General features: G+C 71.5%; 21 protein-coding genes and 1 pseudogene. 8 read left to right on the forward strand and 14 right to left on the reverse strand.

The window, feature by feature from the left end:
* Positions 1–141: 141 nt before the first annotated feature.
* From ABD198_RS12985 to ABD198_RS13035, 11 genes are all read right to left on the reverse strand, one after another.
* Positions 142–1,914: an IucA/IucC family protein gene (locus ABD198_RS12985; RefSeq protein ID WP_344000561.1), complete on the reverse strand. Its 1,773-nt coding sequence runs from the start codon at positions 1,912–1,914 to the stop codon at positions 142–144.
* A complete protein-coding gene (locus ABD198_RS12990; protein ID WP_344000563.1) occupies positions 1,911–2,444 on the reverse strand; it encodes a GNAT family N-acetyltransferase in 534 nt (177 codons plus the stop codon). Before ABD198_RS12990 ends, ABD198_RS12985 begins: the two co-directional genes overlap by 4 nt.
* Positions 2,441–3,718 (reverse strand): lysine N(6)-hydroxylase/L-ornithine N(5)-oxygenase family protein, encoded by a 1,278-nt coding sequence (locus ABD198_RS12995; RefSeq protein ID WP_344000565.1) that lies wholly within the window; start codon positions 3,716–3,718, stop codon positions 2,441–2,443. Before ABD198_RS12995 ends, ABD198_RS12990 begins: the two co-directional genes overlap by 4 nt.
* The gene (gene desA / locus ABD198_RS13000) at positions 3,702–5,144 is read right to left on the reverse strand and encodes a lysine decarboxylase DesA (RefSeq protein ID WP_344000567.1); all 1,443 of its coding nucleotides are present in this window, start codon (positions 5,142–5,144) and stop codon (positions 3,702–3,704) included. The genes ABD198_RS12995 and desA overlap by 17 nt, the downstream gene beginning before the upstream one ends.
* A gap of 165 nt (positions 5,145–5,309) precedes the next feature.
* A complete protein-coding gene (locus ABD198_RS13005) occupies positions 5,310–6,182 on the reverse strand; it encodes a siderophore-interacting protein (protein ID WP_344000569.1) in 873 nt (290 codons plus the stop codon).
* Positions 6,183–6,318: 136 nt separating this feature from the next.
* On the reverse strand, positions 6,319–7,359 hold the full coding sequence (locus ABD198_RS13010; RefSeq protein WP_344000571.1) for an ABC transporter substrate-binding protein: 1,041 nt from the start codon (positions 7,357–7,359) through the stop codon (positions 6,319–6,321).
* A 131-nt stretch (positions 7,360–7,490) separates the two neighbouring features.
* Positions 7,491–7,736 carry a hypothetical protein gene (locus ABD198_RS13015; protein ID WP_344000573.1) on the reverse strand — a complete coding sequence of 82 codons (246 nt, stop codon included), beginning with the start codon at positions 7,734–7,736 and terminating at the stop codon, positions 7,491–7,493.
* Between the two features lie 71 nt (positions 7,737–7,807).
* Positions 7,808–8,968 (reverse strand): acyl-CoA dehydrogenase family protein, encoded by a 1,161-nt coding sequence (locus tag ABD198_RS13020; RefSeq protein ID WP_344000575.1) that lies wholly within the window; start codon positions 8,966–8,968, stop codon positions 7,808–7,810.
* A 6-nt stretch (positions 8,969–8,974) separates the two neighbouring features.
* Positions 8,975–9,931, reverse strand: coding sequence for a hydroxymethylglutaryl-CoA lyase (locus tag ABD198_RS13025; protein WP_344000577.1), 957 nt, complete (start codon positions 9,929–9,931; stop codon positions 8,975–8,977).
* Entirely contained in the window at positions 9,928–11,907 is a 1,980-nt protein-coding gene (locus ABD198_RS13030) for an ATP-binding protein (RefSeq protein ID WP_344000579.1), read from the reverse strand. Before ABD198_RS13030 ends, ABD198_RS13025 begins: the two co-directional genes overlap by 4 nt.
* Before the next feature lie 14 nt (positions 11,908–11,921).
* Complete coding sequence (locus ABD198_RS13035; protein WP_344000581.1) at positions 11,922–13,538, reverse strand: carboxyl transferase domain-containing protein; 1,617 nt, start codon at positions 13,536–13,538, stop codon at positions 11,922–11,924.
* An 87-nt stretch (positions 13,539–13,625) separates the two neighbouring features.
* On the opposite strand from ABD198_RS13035, the gene ABD198_RS13040 reads away from it, so the two are divergent.
* The 3 genes from ABD198_RS13040 (at position 13,626) to tesB (ending at position 16,456) form a co-directional block, all read left to right on the forward strand.
* Positions 13,626–14,222 carry an SACE_7040 family transcriptional regulator gene (locus ABD198_RS13040; RefSeq protein WP_344000583.1) on the forward strand — a complete coding sequence of 199 codons (597 nt, stop codon included), beginning with the start codon at positions 13,626–13,628 and terminating at the stop codon, positions 14,220–14,222.
* Between the two features lie 166 nt (positions 14,223–14,388).
* Positions 14,389–15,546 carry an acyl-CoA dehydrogenase family protein gene (locus tag ABD198_RS13045; RefSeq protein ID WP_167994076.1) on the forward strand — a complete coding sequence of 386 codons (1,158 nt, stop codon included), beginning with the start codon at positions 14,389–14,391 and terminating at the stop codon, positions 15,544–15,546.
* Positions 15,547–15,586: 40 nt separating this feature from the next.
* Positions 15,587–16,456, forward strand: coding sequence for an acyl-CoA thioesterase II (tesB, locus tag ABD198_RS13050; RefSeq protein ID WP_344000587.1), 870 nt, complete (start codon positions 15,587–15,589; stop codon positions 16,454–16,456).
* A 68-nt stretch (positions 16,457–16,524) separates the two neighbouring features.
* Here tesB and ABD198_RS13055 read toward each other — a convergent pair whose 3' ends face one another.
* Together ABD198_RS13055 and ABD198_RS13060 are read right to left on the reverse strand one after the other, a co-directional pair.
* Positions 16,525–17,319: a phosphatase gene (locus ABD198_RS13055; RefSeq protein WP_344000590.1), complete on the reverse strand. Its 795-nt coding sequence runs from the start codon at positions 17,317–17,319 to the stop codon at positions 16,525–16,527.
* 124 nt (positions 17,320–17,443) lie between these two features.
* The gene (locus ABD198_RS13060; protein WP_344000591.1) at positions 17,444–19,195 is read right to left on the reverse strand and encodes a PucR family transcriptional regulator; all 1,752 of its coding nucleotides are present in this window, start codon (positions 19,193–19,195) and stop codon (positions 17,444–17,446) included.
* Between the two features lie 187 nt (positions 19,196–19,382).
* On the opposite strand from ABD198_RS13060, the pseudogene ABD198_RS13065 reads away from it, so the two are divergent.
* The 3 genes and pseudogenes from ABD198_RS13065 (at position 19,383) to ABD198_RS13075 (ending at position 23,557) form a co-directional block, all read left to right on the forward strand.
* Positions 19,383–20,851: pseudogene (locus ABD198_RS13065) on the forward strand (sodium:solute symporter family protein).
* 55 nt (positions 20,852–20,906) lie between these two features.
* The gene (speB, locus tag ABD198_RS13070; RefSeq protein ID WP_344000592.1) at positions 20,907–21,875 is read left to right on the forward strand and encodes an agmatinase; all 969 of its coding nucleotides are present in this window, start codon (positions 20,907–20,909) and stop codon (positions 21,873–21,875) included.
* Entirely contained in the window at positions 21,872–23,557 is a 1,686-nt protein-coding gene (locus ABD198_RS13075) for a thiamine pyrophosphate-binding protein (protein ID WP_344000594.1), read from the forward strand. The genes speB and ABD198_RS13075 overlap by 4 nt, the downstream gene beginning before the upstream one ends.
* Here the strand turns inward: ABD198_RS13075 and ABD198_RS13080 are convergent.
* On the reverse strand, positions 23,541–24,002 hold the full coding sequence (locus ABD198_RS13080) for an ATP-binding protein (RefSeq protein WP_344000595.1): 462 nt from the start codon (positions 24,000–24,002) through the stop codon (positions 23,541–23,543). The two genes, ABD198_RS13075 and ABD198_RS13080, sit on opposite strands and share 17 nt — an antisense overlap.
* On the opposite strand from ABD198_RS13080, the gene ABD198_RS13085 reads away from it, so the two are divergent.
* Positions 24,001–24,339 carry an ArsR/SmtB family transcription factor gene (locus ABD198_RS13085; protein WP_344000597.1) on the forward strand — a complete coding sequence of 113 codons (339 nt, stop codon included), beginning with the start codon at positions 24,001–24,003 and terminating at the stop codon, positions 24,337–24,339. The genes ABD198_RS13080 and ABD198_RS13085 overlap by 2 nt on opposite strands.
* A 5-nt stretch (positions 24,340–24,344) precedes the next feature.
* Complete coding sequence (locus tag ABD198_RS13090; RefSeq protein ID WP_344000599.1) at positions 24,345–24,893, forward strand: SRPBCC family protein; 549 nt, start codon at positions 24,345–24,347, stop codon at positions 24,891–24,893.
* Positions 24,894–24,930 lie beyond the last annotated feature (37 nt).

Genomic DNA, 24,930 nt, shown 5'->3' on the forward strand with positions numbered 1-24,930 from the left:
TCCGCACGCCGAGGCGCTGGCGGAGCTGGCCGCCCAGCTGCGCGACGAGGACTGACACCGGCGCCGGAACGCGCTGACGGGCACCCCGGAGGACCGTACTCCGGGGTGCCCGTCCGTCTGGATGCCCGCCTGCGGGGCGGGTCAGAACCCGGCGATCGGGTTCCGCAGCGTGCCGACCAGCTGGAGGGCGCCCGAGGGGTCCGCGAGGTCGACCATCTGCTGGTTGTTGCGCAGCTGCAGCCGGTTGAGGCAGGACAGCGCGAACTCCGGGGCGAACATGTCGTACTGCCGGAACTTCTCCGCGAGTTCCGGCCTGGACTCCTGGTACTCGCGCGTGACCTCGGCGACCGTGCGCCAGAAGGTGTCCTCGTCGAGGACGCCCTCGGTGGCGAGGTTCGCGGCCAGGAAGCGGAAGAAGCAGTCGAAGACGTCCGTGAAGACCGACAGCAGCTTCTTGTCCTCCGGGACCTCCACTCGGATGCGGGAGACCTCCGGCGGCAGCACCGCCTCCGGGTCCATCACCGCGATCTCCTCGGCTATGTCCTTGTAGATCGCCCGCTGCACCACGCCGTCCTTCAGCACCAGGATGACGTTCTCGCCGTGCGGCATGAACACCAGGTCGTAGGCGTAGAAGCTGTGCAGCAGCGGGACGTAGTAGGCCCGCAGGTAGCGGCGCAGCCACTCGGCGGGGGCGAGGCCCGACCGCTCGATCAGCGCACCGGCGACGGACGCCCCCTGGTGGTCCACATGCACCAGGGAGGCCATGGTGGCCGGCTGCTCGCCCTCCTTCAGGGAGGGCACGGGGCTCTCCCGCCACAGCGCCGCCAGCATCTTGCGGTAGGGCGAGTAGCGGTCGGTGGCCTGCTCGTACTCCAGGTGCCGGTAGCCGACCGCGGCCCGCTCCCGGATGATCGACAGGCCGGTGGAGCGCAGCACCTCGTCCCGCTCGATCAGCTGCGCCAGCCAGTCGTTGATCGCCGGGGTGGCCTCCATGTAGGCGGCGGACAGCCCGCGCATGAAGCCCATGTTGAGCACCGACAGGGCCGTCTTGACGTAGTGCTTGTGCGGGTCGGAGCGGTTGAAGAAGGTGCGGATGGACTGCTGGGCCAGATACTCGTCGTCGCCCTCGCCGAGCAGCACCAGGTGCCGTCGGGCCACCTCGGCGGCGAAGGTGACGGTGAGCTTGTTCCACCACTGCCAGGGGTGGACCGGGATGAACAGGTAGTCGGCCGGGTCGAGTCCCTGGCCGCGCAGCACGCCGTGGAAGCGCTCGACGGTTTCGGCACCCAGTTCGTCCCGGACGAAGGACTCGTACTCGATGCCCACGCCGGCCGTGAACGCGGCCCGCGAGCGGTGCGCGGCCAGCCACACCAGCCGCACCGGGCCGGCCGCCTCGGGCGCGTAGGACAGGTACTCGTGGATGCCGAAGCCGAGCCGCCCGTTGTTGGCGACGAAGCAGGGGTGGCCCTCGGTCATCGAGGTCTCGACGGTCTGGAAGTCGGCGCGGGCCAGCTCGGCGGCGGTGACGGGCGGTTTGGTGAGCTTGTAGCAGGTGCTGGAGAGGGTGGAGGAGATCTCCTCCAGGTAGACCGGTAGCACCTCGTCGCTCAGGCCGAGGGACTTCTGCAGCTCGGTGAAGAAGTCCAGGGCCGCAAGCGGCAGTTCGGCCCCGTCCCGGTGCCGGGTGATGGAGGCCGCGTCCACCTGCCAGTGGTCGAGGGCGCGGCGGGCGGCGGTGAAGCGGTACTCGGTCAGCCCGTCGTCGGAGCGGACGACGTAGCTGCCCTCGCCGGTCCGCTCCGGCTCGATCAGCCGCTCGTGCGCGAACTCGGCGAGCGCCTTGCGGATCAGCAGGCGGCTCGCCCGCTCCCAGTGCTCGGGGGTCAGATGGGCGACGGCGTCGGCGAGGTTCACGCGGCCACTCCCGTCGCCGCGAGGAACTGCTCCCGGGTGCAGAAACTCAGCAAGGCCCTCTTCTCCGGCTTCTGTATCTCGCGCTCGGGCACGAACCCGACCGCCTCGTTCAGCGCGTGCACGGCCTTGTTCTCCACGTCCGGCTCGACCACGACCCGCCGGACGGCCGGGTCCTCGAAGAGGTGCGCCATCACGGCGGTGATGACGGACCGGGTGAACCCGTGCACCGGCCGGTCCGTCGGCGGGGTGAGGAAGTGCATGCCGACGTCGCCGGGCCCCGGCTCGTAGAGCCCGACCAGCTCCCGGTGCGCGGGGTCGTACTTCTCCATCAGGAAGGCGGGCGTGCCGTCCTCGTGCAGGCCGAGGTACGCGTGGTGGTGCTCGTCGGCGGCGATCTTCATGTACTCGCGCTCGACGTCCTCCAGCCTGGCGTCCTGCATCATCCAGAAGGCGGCCTTGGGGTGGGTCACCCACGCGTGCAGCAGTTCCGCGTCCTTCAGCGGGTCGACGGGACGGAAGGTGAAGGTCATACGGCAAACTCCTGGAACGCGATGGTCTTCTCGACCGGGTAGTACTCGGTGCCGAGCAGCTCCCGGATGATGTACGAGTTGCGGTAGGCGCCCATGCCCAGGTCGGGGCTGGTGATGCTGTGGGTGTGGACCCCGCCGTTCTGCAGGAAGATCCCCCGGCCGGTGACGTCGATGGCGTAGTTGCGGGCGACGTCGAAGTTGCCCTGCGAGTCGTAGCGCAGCCGCTGGCGCACGGGCTTGAGGAACTCCGGCTCGACGTAGTGGTAGCCGGTGGCGAGGATCAGCCCCTCGGACTCGATCTCGAAGTCCTTGTCCTGCTCCTCCTGGTGGAAGGTGAGGGTGTACGTGCCGTTCTCGTGGCGGGCGCCGGTGAGGGCCGAGTTGGTGAGCAGCCGGGTCGGCACCGGGCCGCCGAGGTTCTTCTGGTACAGCAGGTCGAAGATCTCGTTGATCAGATCGCCGTCGATGCCCTTGAACAGGCCCTTCTGCTGGGCCATCAGGCGGTAGCGGGTCTGCTCCGGCAGGGCGTGGTAGTAGTCGATGTACTCCGGGGACGTCATCTCCAGCGTGAGCTTGGTGTACTCCAGCGGGAAGAAGCGCGGGGAGCGGGTCACCCAGTTCAGCCGGTAGCCGTGGACGTCGATCTCGCTGAGCAGGTCGTAGTAGATCTCGGCGGCGGACTGGCCGCTGCCCACCAGGGTGATCGACTTCTTCCGCTGGAGCTGCTCCTTGTGGTGCAGATAGCGGGAGTTGTGGATGAAGTCGCCGCCCAGGTCCCGGCAGGCCTCCGGGACGTGGGGCGTGGTGCCGGTGCCGAGGACGAGGTGGCGGGCGATGAAGGACTCACCGGTGTCGGTCCGCACCACGTACGCCTCGCCGTCGTAGATGACCTCGGTGACGGTGGTGCCGAAGCGGATGCTGCTCAGTCTGCTCGCGGCCCAGCGGCAGTAGTCGTCGTACTCGACGCGCAGCGGGTAGAAGTTCTCCCGGATGTAGAACGAGTAGAGTCTGCCCTTCTCCTTCAGGTAGTTGAGGAAGGAGTAGGGGGACGTCGGGTCGGCGAGGGTGACCAGGTCCGACATGAACGGCGTCTGCAGATGGGCACCGTCCAGGAACATTCCGGCGTGCCATGCGAAGTCCGGCTTGGACTCCAGGAAGATGCCGTCGAGTTCGGCGATGGGCTCGGTGAGGCAGGCCAGGCCGAGGTTGAAGGGCCCGAGCCCGATCCCCACGAAGTCGTAGGTCCTCGTCGAGGTGTCAGCAAGCGCGGTCAAGGGACTCTCCCAGGTACTGCTCGGCGTGGCCGGCGATCAGATCGAGGACGGCCGCGATGTCGGCCGTCGTGGTCTCGGGGTTGAGCAGGGTGAACTTCAGGTAGTGGCGCCCGCCCACCTTGGTGCCCGCGACCACGGCGTCGCCGGAGGCGAACAGGGCCTTGCGGGCGTAGAGGTTGGCGCGGTCGATCCCGGACGGGTCGGTGACGGCCGCCGGGATGTAGCGGAAGACCAGCGTGGACAGGCTCGGCTCGACGACCACGTCGAAGCGCGGGTCGGCGGCGAGCATCCGGAAGCCCACGGCGGCGAGGTCGCACACCTCGTCGAAGAGCCGGCCGATGCCGTCGGCGCCCATCACGCGCAGCGTCATCCACAGCTTGAGGGCGTCGAAGCGGCGGGTGGTCTGCAGGGACTTGTCGACCTGGTTGGGGATGCGCTCGGCCACCGCGCGCCGCGGGTTGAGGTAGTCGGCGTGGTAGGTGGCGTGCCGCAGCGTGGCGGCGTCCCGCACCAGCACGGCGGAGGAACTCACCGGCTGGAAGAAGGACTTGTGGTAGTCGACGGTGACCGAGTCGGCGTGCTCGATGCCGGCGATGCGGTCCCGGTACTTCAGCGAGGCGAGCAGCCCGCAGCCGTAGGCGGCGTCGACGTGCATCCAGGTGCCGTACTGCCCGCACAGCCCGGCGATCTCCGGCAGCGGGTCGATGGAACCGAAGTCGGTGGTGCCCGCGGTGGCGACCACGGCCATGGGGACCAGGCCGGACTCCTTGCAGCGCTCCAGCTCGCGGGCGAGGGCGACGGTCTGCAGGCGCTTGTCGTGGTCGACCGGGACCGGGACGACGGCGTCGGGGGCGAGGCCGAGCAGTTTCGCGGACTTCTTCACGCTGAAGTGGCTGACCTCGGAGGCGAAGATCCGCAGCTTGGCGAGCGAGTCGGTCTTGGCCTCCTCGCGGGCGAGCAGCAGCGCCTGGAGGTTGGACTGGGTGCCGCCGGAGGTGAACACGCCGTCGGCGGCCGGTCCCAGGCCGATGCGGCCGGCCGTCCAGTCGATGAGCTTGCGCTCGATGAGGGTGCCGCCGGCCGACTGGTCCCAGGTGTCCAGGGAGGAGTTGACGGCGGAGAGCACGGCCTCGCCGAGCACGGCCGGGATGACGACCGGGCAGTTGAGGTGGGCGAGGTAGCGCGGGTGGTGGAAGTAGACGGCGTCCCGGAGGTAGAGGTCCTCCAGCTCGTCCAGCGCGGCGGTGCTGTCGCCCAGGGGCTGGTCGAGGTCGACCGCGTCGATCAGCGGGGCCAGGGCGTCCACGGAGACCCCGGTGAACGGCCTTTCGGTGGTGGCGAGTTTGCCGGCCACCCGCTCGACTCCTTCGATCACGGAGCGGCGGTAGTGCTCCGCGTTGGTGTCGTTGAGCAGGTGCGAGCGCATGTGCGGGTCCTCCGGGGACGGTCCGGTGCGGGAGGGAGCGGGGTTGTCGTGCGTAACGCGTAGCGGCGTGACTTAGGTTAGCCTAACCTTGGTCACGCCGCCACTGGCTCCGGAATCGTGATCGTCCTCCCGCCCGGGGCGGTGACGAACAGTCAACTCGCCCGCCTACTCGCCCCGTTCGCGCAGCTGCTCCTCGGTCAGCCCGCGCCGCCAGTAGCCCACGAAGGTGACGCACCGGCGGTCGGTCCCGCGCTCGTCGACGAAGTGCCGACGCAGCGCCTTCACCCCCGACGCCTCGCCCGCGATCCACACGTACGGCCGTACGGCGGGCGGCAGTTGTTCCTGGCGGATGCTGTCCAGGGCCATGGGGACGTCCGGGGCCGCCCCGAGCCCGTTCCGCACGAACCAGGTGATCTCGGCCTCCGCCGCGGTCGTCAGATCGTGCACGTCCCCGGTGTGCGGCACCTCCAGCCAGGCCCGGACCGGGGTGCCGGCGGGCAGCGCCTCGAGCACGGCGGCGGTGGCGGGCAGGGCGGTCTCGTCCGCCCACAGCAGGATCAGATCGGTGCCCTCGGGCGGCCGGAAGCGGATGGACCGGTTGTCGGCGACGGCGGGACCGAGCAGCAGCACGCGGTCCCCCGCGGCGGCCCGCGCCGCCCAGCGGGAGGCGGGGCCCGCCGCCCCGCAGCCCCCGCCCTCGACGCCGTGCAGCACGAAGTCGATGTCGACCTCGGTGGTCAGCCCCGCGGCGTCCGTGCGCAGCCCGCGGAGGGTGTACGACCGCATCACCGCCCGCATGTCGTCGGGCAGTTCACGCCAGGCCTGCCACCAGCCGTCGCCCAGCTCGACCGGGACGACGGGTTGTTCCTGCCCGGGGTGGGGCAGGAACAGCGACAGCGACTGGTCGAGCCCCCGCGAACGGAACTCGCGCAGCTCGGGCCCGCCGAAGGTGACCCGGACCAGGGACGGCGTGAGCCGCCTGGTGCGCAGCACCTGCAGGTCGAAGAAGCGGAACGGACTGGCCACGGCGGTGGTCATGCGGGGCTCCAGTGGGGGCGGGGGAGAGGGCCCGCGTCAGGGCGCAGGGGACGGCGCGGATTGTGCGACCGGCCGCGAGTCACCCCGCGGCCGGTCCGTCGTCCGCCCCGTGCGCCCGACGACTGCCGGACCCGGCTCAGCTGACCTTCTTGGCCTTCTCGAGGGCGGCGGCGAGGTTCTCCACCAGCGGCACGCACTTGTCGTACGACAGGATCGGCTCGGCGGAGCGCGGGATGACCTGGCCGGCCTTGACCGCGGGCAGCTTCTTCCAGGTCGCCTCGGTGATGTCCTTCGGCTGGATCGCCGACGTACGGTCGTCCATCATGATGATGTCGGCCTCGTACTTGTCGATGTTCTCCCAGCTCAGGCTCTCGAACCAGCCGCCGGTGTCCTTCTTGGCCTCCTCGGACGGCTCGACGAAGTTCACGCCGAGGGCCTTGAAGTACTCGAGGTCGACGGAGAGGTTGGTGCCGGAGACGTAGAACAGCTCCTGGCTCGCGGAACCGGCCATCACCTTGATGTCCGGGTTGGCCTTTGCGGCCTTGCGCAGCCGCGCGGAGGCCTCCTCGAAGCGCTTCTTCGCCTCGACGGCCTTCGCGGCCCTCATGTCGGCGCCCAGGGACTCGGCCAGCTCCCACATGCGCTGCAGCGGCTTGGTGAGCTGACGGTCGTAGACGGAGATGGCGACGCTCGGCGCCAGCTTGGCGATCTTGTCCTTGGACTTCTCGGGGACGTACCAGAGGGTGCCGGCGCTGTCGAAGGTGGTGGAGATGAGGACGTCGGGGGCGAGCGCCGCGTACTTCTCCACGTTGAACTGGTCCCAGACGTTGCCCAGGATGGTCACCTTGCTGATGTCCATGTCGCCGGCCTGGACATCGGCCTTGCCGTCCTTGGTCCTGGTCGGGCCGAAGACGCCCTTGACCTCGATGCCGTAGTCGTACAGGGCGGCGGCGACACCGGTGAACGCGACGATGTTCGCGGGCACCTTGCCGAGCTTCACGGTCTCGCCGCGGTCGTCCTTGTAGGTCCACGGCCCGGACTTGGCCTCGCCCTTCGAGCCCGAGCCGCTGTCCTTCTTGTCGTCTCCGCAGGCCGTGAGCACGGCCCCGAGTCCGAGAGCGCCACCGGCGGCGAGCAGTCCGCGACGGGAGAAGCGGGCGGTTCTGGCATTCGACATGGGCGGGTCTGCTTTCGTGCGTACGGAGCCGGCGGATGCACGCCGATCCCCCCGGCTGGAAACAGGCTTAGGCTAGCCTAACCTCATCTCCCATCCCAGAGGGCGCCCACCCCCATCCACGGTGATCCCGATCACCCGCGCAGGACGTCATGGCACACGGCGTCAGATGTCACCGGCGCCGGGTGACCCGGACGGTCAGCACGCCGCTCGTCCAGCTGCTTGCAGATGCGGCGGACCGTGCCCTCGTGACGCTTCGCCGGGTGCCTCATGGCCAGTACGGGTCCCGACGGGCCGATCTCGACGCACCAAGCTCCTTCGAGGCCCTCGGCGTAAGCCTCGAGTTGCTCGGCGATGGCGCGCATCCTGGCGTAGTCCACGGCCCGCCGGTACCGATGGCGGCGTCGGCCTGCGCCCGGTGCAGCGAGACACAGGCCGACGTCGCGGTCGGTCAGCCCGCGAGACCCAGTTCGCGGGCGATCAGCATGCGCTGGACCTCGCTGGTGCCCTCGCCGATCTCGAGGATCTTGGAGTCGCGCCACATGCGGGCCACCGGGTACTCGTTCATGAAGCCGTAGCCGCCGTGGATCTGGGTGGCGTCGCGGGCGTTGTCCACCGCGATGGTCGAGGAGTAGAGCTTCGCCAGGGCCGCCTCCTTCTTGAAGGGCTCGCCGGCCACCAGGCGGCTGGCGGCGTCGCGCCAGGTGAGGCGGGCGGTGTGGGCCTTCATCTCCATGTCGGCGATCTTGAACTGGATCGCCTGGTTGGCGCCGATCGGGCGGCCGAAGGCGTGGCGCTCCTTGGCGTACTTCACCGACTCGTCGACGCAGCCCTGGGCCAGGCCCGTCGCCAGCGCCGCGATCGCGATGCGGCCCTCGTCGAGGATGCGCAGGAACTGGGCGTAGCCGCGGCCCTCCACGCCGAGCAGGTTCGACTTGGGGACGCGGACGTCCTGGAAGGACAGCTCCCGGGTGTCGGAGGCGTTCCAGCCGACCTTGGAGTAGGGGGCCGCCACCGTGAAGCCGGGGGTGCCGGACGGGACGATGATCGACGAGATCTGCGGCTTGCCGTCGGGCTTGCGGCCGGTGACCGCGGTGACCGTCACCAGGCCGGTGATGTCCGTGCCGGAGTTGGTGATGAAGCACTTGGTGCCGTTGATGACCCACTCGCCGGTCGCCTCGTCCAGGCGGGCCGTGGTCCGGGTGGCGCCGGCGTCGCTGCCGCCGTCCGGCTCGGTCAGGCCGAAGGCGCCCAGGATCTCGCCCGAGCACAGGCGCGGCAGCCACTCGCGCTTCTGCTCCTCGGTGCCGAAGAGATGGATCGGCATGGCGCCCAGGGAGACACCGGCCTCCAGGGTGATGGCCACCGAGGAGTCGACCCGGGCCAGCTCCTCCAGGGCCACACCGAGCGCGAAGTAGTCGCCGCCCATGCCGCCGTACTCCTCCGGGAACGGCAGACCGAACAGCCCCATGCGGCCCATCTCCCGCACGATCTCGTACGGGAACTCATGACGCTCGTAGAAGTCGCCTATCTTCGGCGCCACCACGTCGTGCGCGAACTCCTCGACCGTACGGCGGAGTTCTTCCAGTTCGGGGGAGAGCTTGTGGTCCATGGTCGTTCACTGCTCCTGGTGGGAGAGGGCTCGTACGGTGCGGGACGGGCTGGGTCGGCCCAGGTGCGCGGCCATCCAGACGCTGGTGGCGACCAGACGGCCGAGATCGACCCCGGTGCGGATGCCGAGGCCCTGCAGCATCCACACGAGGTCTTCGGTGGCGAGGTTTCCGGTGGCGGACTTCGCGTACGGGCAGCCGCCGAGGCCGCCCGCGGAGGAGTCGACGGTGGTGACTCCCTGCTGGAGGGCCGTCAGGGTGTTCGACAGGGCCTGGCCGTAGGTGTCGTGGAAGTGGACGCCGATGACGGAGACCGGCACCCCGGCCTCCCGCAGCGCCGTCAGCAGCGCCTTCACATGGCCCGGGGTGGCCACGCCGATGGTGTCGCCCAGGCTCAGCTCGTCGCAGCCCATGTCGAGCAGTGCCCGGCAGACCTTCACGACCTGCGGGATGGGGACCGGGCCCTCCCAGGGGTCGCCGAAGCACATCGACAGGTAGCCGCGCACCCCCACCTGCTGCGCCTTGGCCCGCGCCACCACCGGCTCGAACATGGCCAGCGCCTCGTCCACCGTGCGGTTGAGGTTGGCCTTGGCGAAGGACTCGGTGGCGCTGGCGAACACCGCGACCCGGCGGGCGCCGAGCGCCAGCGCCCGGTCCAGGCCGCGTTCGTTGGGGACCAGCACCGGCAGCTCCACCGGCAGGTCCGCGACCGCCGGGTAGAGCTGCTCGGCGTCGGCCAGCTGGGGCACCCACTTGGGGTGGACGAAGCTGGTGGCCTCGATGATCTCCAGGCCCGTCCGGGCCAGTCGGCGGATGAACTCCGCCTTCACCTCGGTCGGGACGGTCGCCTTCTCGTTCTGCAGGCCGTCGCGCGCGCCGACCTCGTAGATCCGCACCCGCTCGGGCAGGCCCTCGGCCGGTACGGTCATCGGGAGGCCGAGCGAGCTGGTGCCGGCGGTGGTCATGACTGCGCCTCCTCCTGAGCGGGCTCCTCGTCGGGAGCGATGACCGCCAGGACCTGGTCCATGGCGACCGTGGTGCCGGGCGTCACATCGAGTTCGGTGACCGTGCCGGCGTGCGGGGCGGAGATGACGTGCTCCATCTTCATCGCCTCCACCACCAGCAGGCTCTGGCCCGCGGCCACCTGGTCGCCGACGGCGACCTTCACCACCGTCACCGTGCCGGGCATCGGCGCGGTCAGCGAGTCGGCACCGGCGTGGGCCGCCCGGTTGAGTGACGCGGCCACCGGGTCGTGGTCGCGCACATGCCAGGCGTCGCCGTCCCGGCCCAGCCAGTCGGCGGCGCGGTGGAAGGTGTGGGTGATGCCGTCCAGCACCACCGTCACCCGGTCCTCCTCGACCGTGCCCTCGCCGCGCGGGCTGTAGGACACCGGGTCCTGGACCTTCAGTTCGAACGTCACCGGCTTGTGCCGGCCGCCCATCCGCCAGCCGCTCGGCACCGAGAAGGGGTCGGTCCAGCCCTCCCCGCGCGGGCGCAGCGCGTCCAGCCGCACCGCCGCGGCGGCCTCGTAGACCTCCTCGGGGACGTCGGTGACGACCAGGGAGTCCACCTCGCGCTCCACCAGCCCGGTGTCCATGTCGCCGCTGACCACCGCCGGATGCGCAAGGAGCCGCCGCAGGAACCCGGCGTTGGTCTGCACGCCCAGCGTGACCGTCTCCGCGAGGGCGGCGCGCAGCCGGCGCAGCGCGGTCGCCCGGTCGGGGCCGTGCGCGATCACCTTGGCGAGCATCGGGTCGTAGAGGCTGCCGACCTCCGTGCCCTCGCTGAGCCCGGAGTCGGTGCGCACACCGTCCCCTTGCGGCTCGCGGAGCCTGAGGACCGTGCCGCCGGAGGGGAGGAAGCCGCGCGCCGGGTCCTCGGCGCAGATCCGGGCCTCCACCGCGTGCCCGGTGAGCCGTATGTCCTCCTGGGCGAAGCCCAGCGGCTCGCCCGCGGCCACCCGCAGCTGCCACTCCACCAGGTCCAGGCCGGTGATCAGCTCGGTGACCGGGTGCTCCACCTGGAGGCGGGTGTTCATCTCCATGAAGTAGAACGACGACACGGGGGGTTCGGGGGGTGTCCCCCCGACGGGCGCAGTGCCGCCGGGGACGATGAACTCCACGGTGCCCGCGCCCCGGTAGCCGCAGGAGCGGGCCGCCTGGACGGCCGCCTCGCCCATCGCCGCACGGGTCGCCTCGTCGAGGAGCACGCTGGGCGCCTCCTCGATGATCTTCTGGTGGCGGCGCTGCAGGGAGCACTCGCGTTCACCCAGGTGGACGACGTTGCCGTGGGCGTCGGCGAGGACCTGGATCTCGATGTGCCGGGGGCGGTCGATCCACCGCTCGACCAGCAGCGTGTCGTCGCCGAAGGAGGCGCGGGCCTCCCGGCGGGCGGCGGCGATCTCCTCGGCCAGCCTCGCCTCGTCCCGCACCAGGCGCATGCCCTTGCCGCCGCCGCCCGCGGAGGGCTTCAGCAGCACCGGCATGCCGATCTCGCGGGCGGCCTCGACGAGCTGCTCGTCCGTCAGCCCGGCCCCGCTGGAGCCGGGAACGACCGGCACACCGGCCGCCTTGACCGTTTCCTTGGCCCGGATCTTGTCGCCCATCAGGGAGATGGCGTCCGCCGGGGGACCGACGAACACCAGGCCCGCGTCCGCGCAGGCGCGGGCGAAGGCGGCGTTCTCGGCGAGGAAGCCGTACCCGGGGTGGACCGCCCGGGCGCCGGTGCGGGCGGCGGCCTCCAGCAGCCGCTCGACCGACAGATAGCTCTCGGCGGCCGGCGCCGGTCCGATCCGCACCGCCGTGTCGGCCTCCCGGACGTGCCGGGCGCCCGCGTCCGCGTCGGAGAAGACGGCCACCGAGCGCACGCCCATCGACCGCAAGGTGCGGATGACGCGGCAGGCGATCTCGCCGCGGTTGGCCACCAGAACTGTCTCGAACATCGTCGTCCGTCCCCTCACATCCGGAAGACGCCGAACTGGGGGTCACCCAGGGGCGCGTTGGCGCAGGCGGTCAGGGCCAGGCCCAGCACCTGGCGGGTGTCGAGGGGGTCGATGACCCCGTCGTCCCACAGGCGGGCCGTCGCGTAGTAGGCGTTCCCCTGGCGCTCGTACTGGGCACGGATCGGGGCCTTGAAGGCCTCCTCTTCCTCCGCGGGCCACTCCTCGCCGCGCGCCTCCATCTGGTCCCGCTTGACCGTCGCGAGCACCGAGGCGGCCTGCTCGCCGCCCATCACCGAGATCTTGGCGTTGGGCCACATCCACAAAAAGCGGGGGGAGTAGGCCCGGCCGCACATCGAGTAGTTGCCCGCGCCGTAGGAGCCGCCGACCACCACCGTCAGCTTCGGCACCCGGGTGCAGGCGACCGCGGTGACCATCTTGGCGCCGTGCTTGGCGATGCCGCCCGCCTCGTAGTCCTTGCCGACCATGAAGCCGGAGATGTTCTGCAGGAACACCAGCGGGATGCCGCGCTGGTCGCACAGCTCGATGAAGTGGGCGCCCTTCTGGGCGGACTCGGAGAACAGGATGCCGTTGTTGGCGACGATCCCCACCGGGTGGCCGTGGATCCGGGCGAAGCCGGTCACCAGGGTCTGCCCGTACTCCGACTTGAACTCGGCGAACCGGGAGCCGTCCACCACCCGGGCGATGATCTCGCGCACGTCGTAGGGGGTGCGGGAGTCGACCGGCACCACCCCGTACAGCCCGGCTGGGTCCACCTTCGGCTCCACGGCCGGCTCCACGTGCCAGGGCGGCTGCCGGCGGGCGGGGAGCGTGGAGACGATGGTGCGCACGATCCGCAGCGCGTGCGCGTCGTCCTCCGCGAGGTGGTCGGTCACGCCGGACACCCGCGAGTGCACCTCGCCGCCGCCCAGCTCCTCCGCCGTCACCACCTCACCGGTGGCCGCCTTCACCAGCGGGGGACCGCCGAGGAAGATCGTGCCCTGGTTGCGCACGATCACCGCCTCGTCGCTCATCGCGGGCACATAGGCGCCGCCCGCCGTGCAGGAGCCGAGCACCGCCGCGATCTGCGGGATGCCGGCGCCGGACATGCGGGCCTGGTTGTAGAAGATCCGCCCGAAGTGGTCCCGGTCCGGGAACACCTCGTCCTGCATCGGCAGGAAGGCACCGCCGGAGTCGACCAGGTAGACGCAGGGGAGGCGGTTGTCGAGGGCCACCTCCTGGGCGCGCAGATGCTTCTTGACCGTCATCGGGTAGTACGTGCCGCCCTTGACCGTGGCGTCGTTGGCGACGATCACGCACTCCCGGCCGCTCACCCGGCCGATGCCGGCGATCACCCCGGCCGCCGGCGCCTGCCCGTCGTACATCCCGTCGGCGGCCAGCGGGGCGAGCTCCAGGAACGGCGAGCCGGGGTCCAGGAGGGTGTCCACGCGGTCGCGCGGGAGCAGCTTGCCCCGCGCGGTGTGCCGCGCCCGCGCCTTCTCGCCCCCGCCGAGCGCCGCCGCGGCCAGCTTGGCGCGCAGCTCCTCGACGAGCGCGCGATGCGCCTCCTCGTTGGCCCGAAAGGCCTCCGACGCGGGATCGGCCGCGCTGTGAAGCTCCGGTGCCTCGTGCATCCTTGCGGTCCCCTCACCTTGTTAATGAGCGTTAACGCATTTCCTTCAGGTTAACGACCGCTAACCTACCTGTCTAGAATCATCTGCATGACCACCAGAACCGACGCACTCACCCGCCGCGAGCAGATCCTCAAGGAGGCCGCCCGTCTGTTCGCCGAGCGCGGTTTCCACGGCGTCGGGGTGGACGAGATAGGTGCCGCGGTCGGGATCAGCGGACCCGGGCTCTACCGGCACTTCGCGGGCAAGGACGCGATGCTCGCGGAGCTGCTGGTCGGGATCAGCGGGCAGCTGCTCACCGGGGCGAAGCGGCGGCTGGCGGAGGCCGACGGGGTGCCGGCCGAGGAGGTCCTCGACTCGCTGATCGAGGGCCACATCGACTTCGCGCTCGACGACCGTCCCCTCATCACCCTGCACGACCGCGAGCTGGACCGCCTCCGGGACAGCGACCGCAAGCTGGTGCGCCAGCTGCAGCGGCAGTACGTGGAGCTGTGGGTGTCGGTGGTCCGCGAGGTCTACCCGCAGCTGCCCGAGCCCGCCGCCCGGTCGGCGGTGCACTCGGTGTTCGGGCTGCTCAACTCCACCCCGCATCTGGCCCGCCCCGGCTCCCTGCCCGGCCGGGCGAAGACGGCCGAGCTGCTGCACCGGATGGCCCGCGGCGCCTTCGCGGCGGCCGCCCAGAACTGACCCTGCGTGGCCGCCCGGGGCTGACCCGGCCGCGCCGCCCCGGCCGCACTCCGCCCCGGCGTGACGAGCGTTACGGGGTGCCCACCCTTTACGGCCGTTGATACTGGCCGGTATCTTCAAGTCTGAGCAAGCGCTTAGACATGACCCTGTTCGTGGAGGTGGCGGAGTGCGCCGTACGGTTTTCAACGAGGATCACGAGGCGTTCCGGGAGACCATCCGCGCCTTCATCGAGGCCGAGGTCGTGCCGGTCTACGACGAGTGGTTCGCGGCCGGCCAGGCGCCGCGCGACTTCTACTACAAGCTCGGTGAGCTGGGCATATTCGGCATCAGCGTGCCGGAGGAGTACGGCGGCGCGGGCCTGGAGACCCACAAGTTCGAGGCCGTCCTGTACGAGGAGACCTCCCGCGCCGGCGTGATGTTCGGCGGCTCCGGCGTGCATGTGCTGCTCGCCCTGCCCTACCTGAAGATGCTCGCCACCGACGAGCAGAAGAAGCGCTTCCTGCCGAAGTTCGTCACCGGTGAGGAGATGTGGGCCATCGCGATGACCGAGCCGGGCACCGGCTCCGACCTCGCGGGCATGAAGACCACCGCCAAGCTCAGCGAGGACGGCACCCACTACGTCCTCAACGGCGCCAAGACCTTCATCACCGGCGGCGTGCACGCCGACAAGGTGATCGTCTGCGCCCGCACCGCGCCGCCCACCGCCGAGGACCGCCGCCACGGCATCTCCCTGTTCGCCGTGGACACCAAGTCCGAGGGCTACTCGGTCGGCCGCAAGCTGGACAAGCTGGGCCTGCGCGTCTCCGACACCGCCGAACTGGCCTTCGTCGACGTCAAGGTCCCCGTCGAGGACCTGCTCGGCGAGGAGAACAAGGGCTTCTACTACCTCGGCCACAACCTGGCGTCCGAGCGCTGGGGCATCGCCTACGGCGCCTACGCGCAGGCTGCCGCCGCGGTCCGCTTCACCAAGCAGTACGTGCAGGAGCGCACCGTCTTCGGCAAGCCGGTCGCCCACTTCCAGAACACCAAGTTCGAACTGGCCGCCTGCCAGGCCGAGGTGGACGCCGCCCAGGCCGTCGCCGACCGCGCCCTGGAGGCCCTGGACGCCGGCGAGCTCACCCCCGCCGAGGCCGCCAGCGCCAAGCTCTTCTGCACCGAGGTCGCCCACCGCGTGATCGACCGCTGCCTCCAGCTGCACGGCGGCTACGGCTACATGAACGAGTACCCGATCGCCCGCCTGTACGCGGACAACCGCGTCAACCGCATCTACGGCGGCACCAGCGAGATCATGAAGACGATCATCGCCAAGGACATGGGTCTGTGACCCGTCCTTCGGCTCACCCCGGGGCTCTGATCCGCACCGTATGAGCGAGGCACTCCAGTCCCTCCTCGATCTGCTCGACCTCGAGCGGATCGAGGAGGACATCTTCCGCGGCCGGTCCCGGTCCTCCGTCGTGCCCCGGGTCTTCGGCGGCCAGGTGGCCGCGCAGGCGCTGGTCGCCGCCGGGCGCACGGTCCCCGAGGACCGGCCCGCGCACTCCCTGCACGCGTACTTCCTGCGCCCCGGCGACCCCGGCGCGCCCATCGTCTACTCCGTCGACCGCATCCGGGACGGCCGCTCCTTCACCACCCGCCGGGTGGTGGCAATCCAGCACGGCAAGCCGATCTTCCACCTCTCGGCGTCCTTCCAGACGTACGAGGAGGGCCTGGACCACCAGGAGCCGATGCCCAACGCGCCGGACCCGGCCACCCTGCCCACCGGCGAGGAACGGCTGCGCGGCTATCCGCACCTGCCCGCCGAGACGGTCGAGCGGTTCCTGGAGTCACGGGCCGCCGTCGACCTGCGCTATGTCGACGACCCCCCGTACGGCGACTACGGGCACCCGCGCGAGCCGCACTCGCAGGTGTGGTTCCGCACCAACGGCAAGCTGGCCGACGACCCGCTGCTGCACGTCGTACTGGCCACGTACGTCTCCGACATGACCCTGCTGGACTCGGTGCTGCTCGCGCACGGCCGCGGCGGCTGGGCGGTCGGCGATGTGGTGGGGGCCTCCCTGGACCACGCGATGTGGTTCCACCGCCCCTTCCGCGCCGACGAGTGGCTGCTGTACGACCAGCACTCCCCGTCCGCCTCCGGCGGGCGCGGTCTCGGCCAGGCCCGCATCTACACCCAGGACGGGCGGCTGGCCGTCTCGGTCATCCAGGAGGGCGTGGTCCGCGTCCCGCGCGGCTGACGGACACGACGCAGGGCGTGACGGACACGACGCCGGCCGCCGGTGCCGTGCCCGTGCTCTCTCCTCTCCTACTGCGCGTCCAGCCCGGCCTCCGCCAGCAGATACGCCGTCATCGGGTCGTAGTAGCGGGGGCTGACCACGTGGTCGTCGAGGGGGACCACCACCTGGACCGTGCCCTCGGACTCCGCGATGAACAGGGCGGGGTCGTTGCAGTCCGCGTAGCCGACCGAGTCGACGCCGTGCTGCCCGGCGTAGCCCGCCCAGCCGTGGTCGGCGACGACCAGGTCCGGCAGCGGCCGCCCTTCCTGTTCCAGCGCGGTCAGGATCGCCTTCATCGGCTCGCCGGAATGGGTGTGCCAGAGGGTGGCGCCGTGCTCCAGGACCGCCACGTCCGCGAACTGCATCACATAGCCCTCGTCCGTGGTCAGGCCGTCCGGGATCACCACGATCTCGCAGCCGGCGGCGCGCAGCGCGGCGGCCGTGGCCCGGTGCACGTCCAGCAGCCCGCCGGGGTGGCCGGTGGCCAGCAGGACCCGCTGTCTGCCGTCGGCCGCCTTGCGCAGCCGGCCGGCCATGCGCTCCAGCGCGGCGACGGTCAGCTCCGGGTCGATGGTGTCCTGGCCGTACCGGTGCCCGGGGTCGTCGTTCACGCCGACCCGCTCCGCCATCACCGCGAGCACGTCCTGCTCGTCGCTCCAGCGGTCGCCGAGTTCCAGGCCCAGCCAGTAGTGGCGGTCGCCGTTGGCCAGCTTGCGGTAGTGGGAGAGGTTGTTCTCGCGCGGGGTCGCCACATCGCCCGCGATACGGGTGGCGGTCAGATGCTGGATGAGCTCGCTGCGGCTGGGTGTCCCGGATATCGGCATGCCCACCATTGTGAGGCAGCGCGGGGCGCCAGTCTGCGGCGTATCGACCGCTGGGACGTGCGTCACGTACTCAGACGGCTACGCACAGATACTCACCCTGAGCGCGCTTCTTCAGCAGCACCCCTCAGGCCCGCTTCAGCGCGAACCAGAGCTCCATGCGCACGTCCGGGTCGTCCAGGTCGGCGTCGAGCAGGGCGGCGCAGCGGGCGATGCGCTGGCGCACGGTGTTGCGGTGCACGGACAGGGCGACGGCGGTGCGGTCCCAGCTGCCGTGCAGGGAGAGCCAGGTGCGCAGGGTGTCGGTGAGGGCGGGAGAGCCGGCGAGGGGCGCGAGCAGCGCGCGGGCGTGCTCGTCGGCGTCCGCGGGCGCGAGGAGATCGGTGAGCGCGGGGCGGTCGCGGTGCCGGACCAGCGGGGCGCGGGTGGCGCGCGCCCGGGCCAGTGCCTGGGCGGCCTGGGTGTCGGCGGCGGGCCAGTCGGCGGGGGCGGCGGGCCCGCTGACGCCGAGGGTCCAGCCGGGCAGGGCCTCCAGCTGCCGGTCGGCGGGGACCAGGACGCGTACGACGTCCTCGGCCAGGTCGACCAGGGCGGAGCCGAGCGCGGCGCCCAGGGCGGAGGCGGCCACGGCGTCCGGGGGCAGGCCGGTGCTCGGCCGGCCGTGCACGATCCGCCGCCGCTCGCTGCCGAGGAGCGGAGCCACCTCTTCCGGGGAGGCGCCCAGGAGCAGGCGCACCAGGGCGGAGGAGCGGGCCGCGCCGGTGGCGCTCTGCTGGTCGCCGGTGAGCAGGGAGAGCAGAACGGCGGCCACCGAGGCGATGGTGTGGTCGGTGGAGGCGCGGTGCGGTACGGCCACGGCCAGCACGAAGCCGTTGTCCGTGCCGAGGGCGTAGGCGGCGAGGTGGGTGCCCGCGAGGGTGTCCGTGGCGCTGGAGGGGTGCGGTCCCACCGGGCCCACCGGCTCGGCGGGCACGTCCTGGGCCCTCGCGGCAGCGGAGGAGGCCCGGTCGCCTGCGGCAGCGGAAGGAGCCCGGCCGCCTGCGGCACCGGCGGAGGCTTGGCCGCCTGCGGCAGCGGAGGAGGCCCGGCCGCCTGCGGCACCGGAAGGAGCGCGGCCGCCTGCGGCACCGGCGGAGGCATGACCGCCCGCGGCACCGGAAGAAGCCCGGCCGCCCGCGGCAGCGGAGGAGGTACGGCCGCTTGCCGCGGCACCGGTGGGCTCCTGGTCCACGGCCGGTCCCGGACGTACCACCGAGGCCAGCCGGGCCATGCCCGACCGCACCTCGGGCGGCGGCTCCGCGCCCGCCGAGGCCAGCGCGGTGTTCTCCGGGCCGAACAGCACCGCGTGCCCGTCCAGGCGGCGGGCCAGCTGGCGCAGCACCGCCGGGATCGGGTCCGGGCGGGACGCCGCGGCGGCCAGGCTCTGCTGGGCCTCGGTGACCCGGCGCAGCTCGGCCACCCGGGCGCGGGCCATCAGCTGCCACACCGCGCGGGCCACGCCGGAGAACGTGGTCCGGGGCGGGACCTCAAGGAGCGGCAGGCCGTGCAGGTCGCAGCACTCGGCGAGCGCGGCCGGAACCGCGTCGTGCAGCGGGGCCAGGCCAAAGCCGAGCGCGGCGCCGCCCGCCGCCACGATCCGGGAGACATAGGCGTCGAAGTAGCCCGTGCCCGCGCCCTCCGGGATGTGCACACCGGCCGTGAGCAGCAGCTCCCCGCCATGCAGGTACGGGTACGGATCCGCCATCTCCGAGGTGTGGACCCAGTGGATCACGGCCCCCGGATCGGCGGGCCCGGCGACCCGGCGCAGGCCCAGGTCCTCGCGGGCCAGCAGGGCTTCCAGCGGGATGGGCGGGGTCGGGGGGACCGCGGGTTCCGGCATGGTGGACGTTTCCTCCACTCCGTTCGGTCCAGGATGGATGAAACGTACACTTCGCAGACGCTTTTCGGCCACCTAGGGTCACTTCAGACCGGCAGGCCGCGGGTACGGGCGGATGTCCCCGCGCCGCTCCGCCGGAATCCCTTCCATCAGCACGACACGCCACTGAGAGTGCGTGAAGGAGGCCCCCATGGCCGTGGACTACCTGGTCATCGTCGTCTATCTGGCCGGCATGCTGGCCATGGGCTGGTGGGGCATGCGCCGCGCCAAGTCCAAGAGCGAGTTCCTGGTGGCGGGCCGCCGTCTGGGCCCCGCCATGTACTCCGGCACTATGGCCGCCATCGTCCTGGGCGGCGCCTCCACCATCGGCGGTGTGGGCCTCGGCTACCAGTACGGCCTGTCCGGCGCCGGAATGGTCTTCACCATCGGCCTCGGCCTGCTCGCGCTGAGCATCTTCTTCTCGGCCCGCATCGCCCGCCTGAAGGTCTACACCGTCTCCGAGATGCTCGACCTGCGCTACGGCGGCCGGGCCGGCGTGATCTCCGGCGTGGTGATGTGGGGCTACACGCTGATGCTGGCGGTGACCTCCACCATCGCCTACGCCACGATCTTCGACGTCCTCTTCGACATCAACCGCACCCTCGCCATCGTGCTGGGCGGCTCCATCGTGGTCGCCTACTCCACGCTCGGCGGCATGTGGTCCATCACGCTGACCGACATGGTGCAGTTCGTCGTCAAGACCATCGGCGTGCTGCTCCTGCTGCTGCCGATCGCCGTCGTCAAGGCGGGCGGCTTCAGCGAGATGAAGGCCCAGCTGCCCACCGAGTACTTCGACCCGCTGGGCATCGGCGGGAGACGATCTTCACCTATGTGCTGATCTACACCTTCGGCATGCTGATCGGCCAGGACATCTGGCAGCGCGTGTTCACCGCCCGCAGCGACGCCACCGCCAAGTGGGGCGGCACCGTCGCCGGCACCTACTGCCTGGTCTACGCCCTCGCCGGCGCGGCGATCGGCACCGCCGCCAAGGTGATGTACCCGAAGCTCGCCAACCCCGACGACGCCTTCGCCACCATCGTCAAGGACGAGCTGCCCGTCGGCGTCCGCGGCCTGGTGCTCGCCGCTGCCCTCGCCGCCGTGATGTCGACCTCCTCCGGCGCGCTGATCGCCTGCGCCACCGTGGCCAACAACGACATCTGGGCCCGGCTGCGCGGCATCGTCCGGCCCTCCGGCGAGGTGCACGACGAGGTCAAGGGCAACCGCGCCTTCATCCTGCTCATGGGCCTGGCGGTGATCGCCACGTCCATCGCGCTCAACGACGTCGTCGAGGCGCTGACCGTCGCCTACAACCTGCTCGTCGGCGGGCTGCTGGTGCCGATCCTCGGCGGGCTGCTGTGGAAGCGTGGCACCGCGCAGGGCGCGCTCGCCGCGGTGGCCGTCGGCGGTGTGGCCGTCATCGGCCTGATGGCCGGTTACGGCATTCTCGCCAACGAGCCCATCTACTACGGTCTGCTGGCCTCCCTCGCCACCTACGTCGTGGTCTCCCTGGCGACCCCGCCGACCGACGCCGCCGTCCTCGCCGCCTGGCGCGAGCGCCTCGCCGGGCGTGGAGCCCCCGAAACCGAATCCGTGTCCGAAACCGTGCCCGCGGCCCAGTAAAGTCGAGGGGCAAGCAGTACATACGCGACGAAGCGTAGGAAAGAAGGCAGTTTTCATGAGCAGCACCGAGACGCCCCGCGGCCCCGTCGACTCCTCCCGCGTCCCGCGGTACGCGGGTCCCGCGACCTTCGCCCGGCTGCCGCGCCTCGACGAGGTCGGCACCGCCGATGTCGCCGTGGTGGGCGTGCCGTTCGACTCCGGCGTCTCGTACCGGCCGGGCGCCCGCTTCGGCGGCAACGCCATCCGTGAGGCGTCCCGGCTGCTGCGCCCCTACAACCCCGCGCAGGACGCCTCCCCCTTCGCCCTCGCCCAGGTCGCCGACGGCGGCGACATCGCGGTGAACCCGTTCAACATCAACGAGGCGGTGGAGACCATCGAGGCCGCCGCCGACGAGCTGCTCGGCACCGGCGCCCGCCTGATGACCCTCGGCGGCGACCACACCATCGCGCTGCCGCTGCTGCGCTCGGTGGCGAAGAAGCACGGCCCGGTCGCGCTGCTCCACTTCGACGCCCACCTGGACACCTGGGACACCTACTTCGGCGCCGAGTACACCCACGGCACCCCGTTCCGGCGGGCCGTCGAGGAGGGCATCCTCGACACCTCCGCCCTCTCCCACGTCGGCACCCGCGGCCCGCTCTACGGCAAGCAGGACCTCACCGACGACGAGAAGATGGGCTTCGGCATCGTCACCTCCGCGGACGTCTACCGCCGCGGCGCCGACGAGGTCGCCGACCAGCTGCGCCAGCGCATCGGCGACCGCCCGCTGTACATCTCCATCGACATCGACTGCCTCGACCCCGCCCACGCGCCGGGCACCGGCACCCCGGAGGCGGGCGGCATGACCTCCCGCGAGCTGCTGGAGATCCTGCGCGGGCTCGCCTCCTGCAACCTGGTCTCGGCCGACGTCGTCGAGGTGGCGCCCGCCTACGACCACGCCGAGATCACGTCCGTCGCCGCCTCCCACACGGCGTACGAGCTGACCACCATCATGACCCGTCAGATCGCGGAGGCCCGCGCCAAGTGACGCACGACCACGACCTGGTGCTCCGCCCCACCCCGTCCCAGACGGAAGCAGCGCTGAACCCTCCCCCCGGCCGCAACGGCGGAGACCTGGTCGTGGAGACCCTGGCCGGGCTGGGCGCGACCACCGTCTTCGGCCTGCCCGGCCAGCACGCCCTCGGCATGTTCGACGCCCTGCGCCGCTCCGACCTGCGCTACATCGGGCTGCGGGTGGAGAACAACGCGGGCTTCGCGGCCGACGCCTACGGCCGGATGACCGGTGAGGCGGCCCCGCTGCTGCTGTCCACCGGCCCCGGCGCGCTCACCTCGCTGGCCGCGCTGCAGGAGGCCGCGGCGGCCTCCGCCCCCGTGCTGGCCATCAGCAGTCAGATCCCCACGGCCGGCCTCGGCGGCGGACGCCACGGCTACCTGCACGAACTGCCCGACCAGGCGGCCTCGTTCCGGGGCGTGGTCAAGTCCGTCCACACGGTCCGTACGCAGTCCCAGATCCCGTCCGCGATCGCCGCCGCCTGGAAGTCGGCGCTGACCGCCCCGCACGGGCCGGTGTGGGTGGAGATTCCGCAGGACGTGCTGCTCGCCGAGGCGCACCTGCCGGTGGTGACCGCGCTGGACGCCACCCCCGACGAGCTGCCCCCGCGCCCCGAACTGACCGCGCTGGCCGCCCACTTGCTGTCCACGGCCGAACGGCCCGCGATCATCGCCGGCGGGGGAGTGGTCCGCGCGGACGCCTCCGGCAAGCTGCGCCGGCTCGCCGAGCGGCTCCAGGCACCGGTCGTCACCACCTTCGGCGGCAAGGGCGCCTTCCCCTGGAACCACCCGCTCTCCCTCCAGTCCTGGCTGGAGGACCGGCACACCACCGACTTCCTGGAGGACGCCGACGTCCTGCTGGTGGTCGGCTCCGGCCTCGGCGAACTCTCCTCCAACTACCACACGTTCAAGCCCCGCGGCCGGGTCATCCAGATCGAGGCCGACCTCGGCAAACTCGAGTCCAACCACCCCGGCATCGGCATCCACGCCGACGCCCGCCTCGCCCTCACCGCCCTGCTGGAGACGGTCGAGCCCCGCCGGGACGACACCGCCCCGGACCGGGTCCGCGAGCTGCTCTCCAAGGTCTCCGCCCGCATCGCCGCCCAGGACCTCACCCTGGAGCAGGAGATCCTGGCCTCGGTCCGCCGCGCCCTCCCCGCCGACGCGCCCTCCTTCTGGGACATGACGATCCTGGCCTACTGGGCCTGGTCGGCCTTCGACGCGGGCGGCCCGAACCTGCTGCACTCCGCCCAGGGCGCGGGCGGCCTCGGCTACGGCTTCCCCGCCGCCCTCGGCGCGGCGGCCGCCGACCCCACCCGCCCGGTCCTCGCCGTCTCCGGCGACGGCGGCGCCCTGTACTCCATCGCCGAGCTCGCCACCGCCCGCCAGTACGACCTCGACGTCACCTGGCTCATCGTCGACGACGGCGGCTACGGCATCCTCCGCGAGTACATGACCGACACCTTCGGCCAGGCGACGGCGACCGAACTGACCCGCCCCGACTACGCGGCCCTCGCCGAATCCTTCGGCGTCCCGGGCATCCGCACCACCCCCGAAACCCTGGAGCACGACCTCACCAAGGCCCTGTCAACCCCCGGCCCCTCCGTGGTCGTCCTCCCGGCGCTGCTGAGGATGTTCGCGCCTACGCATCTGGGGTGAGGCCAGCCGCCTGCGCATCTGAGGTGGGAGCGCCTGGGAACTCCGGGGTGAGCTCATCGGTTGAGGCGGCCGGGAGCTGAACCTCGGCCCAGACCGCCTTGCCGATCCCGTGCCGCCGCGGACACCAGCCCCAGCGCACGGCGAGGACGCTGACGATGCCGAGCCCTCTGCCCTCGGTGGAGTCGACCGTCACCGTTCTCGCCGTCGGCGGCCTGGTGTCGGCGTCGGCGACCTCCACGCCGACGGCAGGGTCGTCGAGGTGAACGACATGGTGCTCGACGGGCGGCCTGATGCGGGTCGGCCATATCTGGCTGCCCATCTGGATCGTCGACACGCTCTGGTCGTGGTCGTACACCGTGTTCCCGCGGCAAGGGTCCCGCTCGTAGTCCCCCGGCGTCGTGCATTCCTTGACAGGAATATAACCGCAGAGGAATATAGAGGCCATGTCCGAAGCCGCCCTCTGGGCCGCCCTGGCCGACGCGCACCGGCGGGCCATCGTGGCGCTGCTCCTCGCCGGCCCCAGGACCGTGGGGGAGATAGCCGAGGAGTGCGGCCTCAGCCAGCCCAGTGCCTCCAAGCACCTCAAGGTGCTGCGCGAGGCCGGCCTGGTCCGCGTCCGGCAGGAGGCGCAGCGCCGGCTGCACACCCTCGACCCCGCCCCGATGGCCGTGCTGGACGCCTGGCTGGCGCCGTACCGGAAGCTGTGGGGCGAGAGCCTCGACGCGCTGGGCCGCCGCCTGGACGAGCAGCCGGACACCACCGAACCGACCCCGAAGGACTGATCGCCATGGCCGCCGAGCCCACCGGCACCTTCCTCACCCTGGACGACGGCCGCCCCGCCGTCCGCTTCGTCCGCGCCTACCACCACCCCGTCGACCGGGTCTGGCGCTTCGTCACCGACCCCGACGAACTGGTCCACTGGTTCCCCTCGCGCGCCGAGATCGACCTGCGCCCCGGCGGCACCGTCGCCTTCAGCGGCGACCCCGCCATGGAGGACTCCACCGGCCGGGTGATCGCCGTCGACCCGCCCCGCCACCTCTCCTTCACCTGGGGCGAGGACGAGATCCACTTCGACCTGGAGGAGCTGGAGGAGCTGGAGGAGCTGGGGGAGAAGCGCACCCGCTTCACCCTCACCAATGTGCTGGGCGCCAGGAACACCGCCGCCCGCAACAGCGCCGGCTGGGACGTGTGCCTGTCCGCACTGGACGCCTGGGCGCGCGGCGAACGCTTCGAGGGGTCGCACGCGGGCCCCACGGAGCTGGGCAGGGAGCTGTACGAGGCGTACGTGGCGGCCGGGGTGCCCTCCGGGGCGCCGTTCCCCGGCGCGGACGGCTGACGCTCCCTGGTCGGAGCCGGTTTGTCACGGCGGGATG

The organism is Streptomyces thermocarboxydovorans, from assembly GCF_039524635.1.
GTDB lineage: Bacteria > Actinomycetota > Actinomycetes > Streptomycetales > Streptomycetaceae > Streptomyces > Streptomyces thermocarboxydovorans.

Coding starts and splice junctions, on each gene's coding strand:
- speB (WP_344000592.1), top strand. CDS start 20,907: ATGAGCAGCACCGAGACGCCCCGCGGCCCCGTCGACTCCTCCCGCGTC.
- ABD198_RS13080 (WP_344000595.1), bottom strand. CDS start 24,002: ATGGCCTCTATATTCCTCTGCGGTTATATTCCTGTCAAGGAATGCACG.
- ABD198_RS13060 (WP_344000591.1), bottom strand. CDS start 19,195: ATGCCGGAACCCGCGGTCCCCCCGACCCCGCCCATCCCGCTGGAAGCC.
- ABD198_RS13035 (WP_344000581.1), bottom strand. CDS start 13,538: ATGCACGAGGCACCGGAGCTTCACAGCGCGGCCGATCCCGCGTCGGAG.
- ABD198_RS12990 (WP_344000563.1), bottom strand. CDS start 2,444: ATGACCTTCACCTTCCGTCCCGTCGACCCGCTGAAGGACGCGGAACTG.
- ABD198_RS13020 (WP_344000575.1), bottom strand. CDS start 8,968: ATGGACCACAAGCTCTCCCCCGAACTGGAAGAACTCCGCCGTACGGTC.
- ABD198_RS13085 (WP_344000597.1), top strand. CDS start 24,001: ATGTCCGAAGCCGCCCTCTGGGCCGCCCTGGCCGACGCGCACCGGCGG.
- ABD198_RS13010 (WP_344000571.1), bottom strand. CDS start 7,359: ATGTCGAATGCCAGAACCGCCCGCTTCTCCCGTCGCGGACTGCTCGCC.
- ABD198_RS13055 (WP_344000590.1), bottom strand. CDS start 17,319: ATGCCGATATCCGGGACACCCAGCCGCAGCGAGCTCATCCAGCATCTG.
- ABD198_RS13030 (WP_344000579.1), bottom strand. CDS start 11,907: ATGTTCGAGACAGTTCTGGTGGCCAACCGCGGCGAGATCGCCTGCCGC.
- ABD198_RS13025 (WP_344000577.1), bottom strand. CDS start 9,931: ATGACCACCGCCGGCACCAGCTCGCTCGGCCTCCCGATGACCGTACCG.
- ABD198_RS13040 (WP_344000583.1), top strand. CDS start 13,626: ATGACCACCAGAACCGACGCACTCACCCGCCGCGAGCAGATCCTCAAG.
- tesB (WP_344000587.1), top strand. CDS start 15,587: ATGAGCGAGGCACTCCAGTCCCTCCTCGATCTGCTCGACCTCGAGCGG.
- ABD198_RS13005 (WP_344000569.1), bottom strand. CDS start 6,182: ATGACCACCGCCGTGGCCAGTCCGTTCCGCTTCTTCGACCTGCAGGTG.
- ABD198_RS13090 (WP_344000599.1), top strand. CDS start 24,345: ATGGCCGCCGAGCCCACCGGCACCTTCCTCACCCTGGACGACGGCCGC.
- desA (WP_344000567.1), bottom strand. CDS start 5,144: ATGCGCTCGCACCTGCTCAACGACACCAACGCGGAGCACTACCGCCGC.